2 tRNA genes and 2 rRNA genes are annotated in these 4273 nt (G+C 51.6%); all 4 read right to left on the reverse strand.

Annotation, left to right across the window (positions count from 1 at the left end):
• Positions 1-1616, reverse strand: a 23S ribosomal RNA gene (locus tag ACEVJK_RS14325); the annotation flags it as partial.
• Positions 1617-1874: 258 nt separating this feature from the next.
• A tRNA-Ala gene (locus ACEVJK_RS14330) sits at positions 1875-1950 on the reverse strand.
• A 25-nt stretch (positions 1951-1975) separates the two neighbouring features.
• A tRNA-Ile gene (locus ACEVJK_RS14335) sits at positions 1976-2052 on the reverse strand.
• Between the two features lie 123 nt (positions 2053-2175).
• Positions 2176-3706, reverse strand: a 16S ribosomal RNA gene (locus tag ACEVJK_RS14340).
• Between the last annotated feature and the right edge of the window lie 567 nt (positions 3707-4273).

Raw genomic sequence — 4273 nt, forward strand, 5'->3', positions numbered from 1 at the left:
GGCCTTAGGATTCTCTCCTCATCTACCTGTGTCGGTTTGCGGTACGGGCACCTTAGCATACACCAGAACTTTTCTCGCCTCGTTATTCTCCGACTTCCCTACTTGATTTCGGTCCCTTTCGCCCGGGTCAACCAACGCCCGGGTTCGGATAGCTCCAAGTGTCCTTCTGGTTTAAGTTTCGGTGGCTACGGAATTTCAACCGTATGTGCATCGACTACGCCTTTCGGCCTCGCCTTAGCTCCCGGCTTACCTTGGGCGGACGAACCTTCCCCAAGAAACCTTAGATTTTCGGCCATTATGATTCCCACATAATTCTCGCTACTCATTCCGGCATTCTCACTCGAATAAAGTCCACCGCTGCTTCCGCTACGACTTCACCCCTTATTCGACGCTCCCCTACCACTGCATTAGATGCAATCCCAAGCTTCGGTTATACGCTTAGCCCCGTTACATTTTCCGCGCAGAGTCACTCGACCAGTGAGCTATTACGCACTCTTTTAATGAGTGGCTGCTTCTAAGCCAACATCCTGGTTGTTTTCGCAACTCCACATCGTTTTCCACTTAGCGTATATTTGGGACCTTAGCTGTGGGTCTGGGCTGTTTCCCTTTTGACCACGAGACTTATCTCACGTAGTCTGACTGCTAGTCATCAATTATCCGGCATTCAGAGTTTGATAGGGTTCAGTAACTTTATCAGCCCCTAGCCCATTCAGTGCTTTACCTCCGGTAATCTAAACTAACGCTAGCCCTAAAGCTATTTCGGGGAGAACCAGCTATCTCCAAGTTCGATTAGAATTTCTCCGCTATCCACAAGTCATCCGCCACCATTGCAACGGGGGTCGGTTCGGTCCTCCATGGGGTTTTACCCCCACTTCAACCTGCTCATGGATAGGTCACCTGGTTTCGGGTCTATTGCACGCGACTTTATACGCCCTATTCAGACTCGCTCTCGCTTCGCCTCCGGTGCTGAACACCTTAAGCTTGCCACGTACAATAACTCGCCGGACCGTTCTACAAAAAGTACCTCATCACACTTTAACGTGCTTTGAGTGCTTGTAAGCACAAGGTTTCAGGTTCTCTTTCACTCCCCTCCCGGGGTCCTTTTCACCTTTCCCTCACGGTACTGCTCCTCTATCGGTCATCAAGTAGTATTTAGGGTTGGAGGGTGGTCCCCCCAGTTTCCCACAGGGTTTCACGTGTCCTGCGGTACTCTGGATCCTGACTAAATCGACTCAGCTTTCGCTTACGGGACTATCACCCGCTGTGGTCGGCCTTCCCATACCGTTCAGCTAGCCTATCAATCCGTTGTGTCAGTCCACAACCCCGAAGGATAAATCCTTCGGTTTGCCCTCTTCCGCGTTCGCTCGCCACTACTTGCGGAATCTCTGTTGATTTCTCTTCCTCGCCCTACTTAGATGTTTCAGTTCAGGCGGTTCCCCGCCTACGCCTATTTGATTCAACGCAGGCTGACAGAGTATTGCTCTGCCGGGTTTCCCCATTCGGAAATCCTGGGATCGAAGCTTATGTGCAGCTCCCCCAGGCTTATCGCAGCTTGTCACGTCCTTCTTCGGCTCTTGATGCCAAGGCATTCCCCTTGCGCTCTTATTAGCTTGACCTTCGTAGAACAACCTTTTCAAGCTGTTCTCTTGGTTCTATTAAGAATTATGCAGGCCTCAGATTCAGTTTCATTGTAGTATTTGTTACCCTTTTAATTCCTTAAAAAGTCCACAAATTTTACTTTGTTACCTCTCTGTTGCTTGCTCGCAATTTCTTGCTTGCTTCACTGTTCAGTTTTCAAGGTGCAGTTCTCCGACCCTTTTCAAGGTCAGATCGAAATGCTCACCCTCTTGGGTAAACACTTCGATTTGATCTTGTGGTGGAGGTTATCGGACTCGAACCGGTGACCCCCTGCTTGCAAAGCAGGTGCTCTACCAACTGAGCTAAACCCCCTTATCCGGGTGCCCTCAGCTTTTGGTGGTGGGCCCAAGTGGACTCGAACCACCGACCTCACGATTATCAGTCGTGCGCTCTAGCCAGCTGAGCTATGGGCCCGTGAGCCCCCACCGCTCCCCTTACGGCGTGCGCCCTCTAAATTAAACAACGTGACCCCTACTTTGCACAGACGTCTGACCTTAGGACGTTACAAAAACCTGTCGGCTTTTGAACTCTCCTTAGAAAGGAGGTGATCCAGCCGCACCTTCCGATACGGCTACCTTGTTACGACTTCACCCCAATTATCGAACCCACCTTCGGCCGCGCCCCCCTTGCGGTTAGGCTACGGACTTCGGGTGTTCCCGACTCTCATGGTGTGACGGGCGGTGTGTACAAGGCCCGGGAACGTATTCACCGCGGCATGCTGATCCGCGATTACTAGCGATTCCAACTTCATACAGGCGAGTTGCAGCCTGCAATCCGAACTGGGATGGCTTTTAGGGGTTTGCTCCACCTCGCGGTCTTGCTTCCCTCTGTTGACCACCATTGTAGTACGTGTGTGGCCCAGGACATAAGGGGCATGATGATTTGACGTCGTCCCCACCTTCCTCCGTTTTGTCAACGGCAGTCTCGCTAGAGTGCTCTTGCGTAGCAACTAACAATAAGGGTTGCGCTCGTTGCGGGACTTAACCCAACATCTCACGACACGAGCTGACGACAACCATGCACCACCTGTCACCGGCGCTTCCGAAGAAGAAGGTGTATCTCTACACCGGTCACCGGGATGTCAAGCCCTGGTAAGGTTCTTCGCGTTGCTTCGAATTAAACCACATACTCCACCGCTTGTGCGGGCCCCCGTCAATTCCTTTGAGTTTCAACCTTGCGATCGTACTCCCCAGGTGGGATACTTATTGTGTTAACTGCGGCACGGAGGGGGTCAGACCCCCCACACCTAGTATCCATCGTTTACAGCGTGGACTACCAGGGTATCTAATCCTGTTTGCTCCCCACGCTTTCGCGCCTCAGCGTCAGTTGCTGTCCAGCAGACCGCCTTCGCCACTGGTGTTCCTCCTAATATCTACGCATTTCACCGCTACACTAGGAATTCCGTCTGCCTCTCCAGTACTCAAGAACTACAGTTTCAAATGCAGGCCACAGGTTGAGCCCATGGTTTTCACATCTGACTTGCAGTCCCGCCTACACGCCCTTTACACCCAGTAAATCCGGATAACGCTCGCCACCTACGTATTACCGCGGCTGCTGGCACGTAGTTAGCCGTGGCTTATTCCTCAGGTACCGTCACTTGCTTCGTCCCTGAGAAAAGAAGTTTACAACCCGAAAGCCTTCTTCCTTCACGCGGCGTTGCTGGGTCAGGCTTGCGCCCATTGCCCAATATTCCCCACTGCTGCCTCCCGTAGGAGTCTGGGCCGTGTCTCAGTCCCAATGTGGCCGGCCAACCTCTCAGTCCGGCTACTGATCGTCGCCTTGGTGGGCCGTTACCCCGCCAACCAGCTAATCAGACGCGAGTCCATCTCAGAGCGATAAATCTTTGGCAGTCAGAGCCATGCGACCCAACTGCATCATGCGGTATTAGCAGATGTTTCCACCTGTTATTCCCCACTCCAAGGCAGGTTACTCACGCGTTACTCACCCGTCCGCCACTAAGTAACTCACTCCATTGGACGAATCCTCTGTCATGAGCACTCCGTTCGACTTGCATGTGTTAAGCACGCCGCCAGCGTTCATCCTGAGCCAGGATCAAACTCTCAATAAAATGGTATTTAAAGAACCGAAGTCCCTCAAATCATATTATTGAAACTTTTCCAAGCTTCAAAGAAATTTACGGTCATCCGTTTCAAGCTTCGCTTGTCTTCGAACAACCAAATCCATATCTGGTGCTTTTCGTTTGTCACGTTGTTTAATTTACAAGGTACACGCCGCTTCGTGCGGCGGGTTTTTATCTTACCACATTCAGTTCGCTTTGTCAAGAACTTTTTTCGAGCTTTTTCAAACTCTTTTGTCCTCTCATTCGCCGCTCCCTTAGTGGCTTGCCGCTGCCCTCGCGGACAGCTTGATTAGGTTACCACACTTCATTGCCTTTGTCAAGCACTTTTTTTCGCCAGTTTCAAACTTTTTTCGTCTGTCCCCTGGACCGCCTCGTGTGGCTCCCTCCGCTCCCCCGTAGGGCTTGCCCCTGCCGCAGAGCGCTTGCTTATATTAGCAAACACTTCCTCCCTTGTCAACACTTTTTTCCCACTTTTTTCCCCTTTTTTTATCCCCTCCTTACCTACACTATATCTTCCCCTCCCTCACTCCCTCCTACCACTATATCTGGACCGCC

This window comes from Flintibacter sp. P01028 (assembly GCF_041925235.1).
Lineage (GTDB): Bacteria > Bacillota > Clostridia > Oscillospirales > Oscillospiraceae > Lawsonibacter > Lawsonibacter aceti.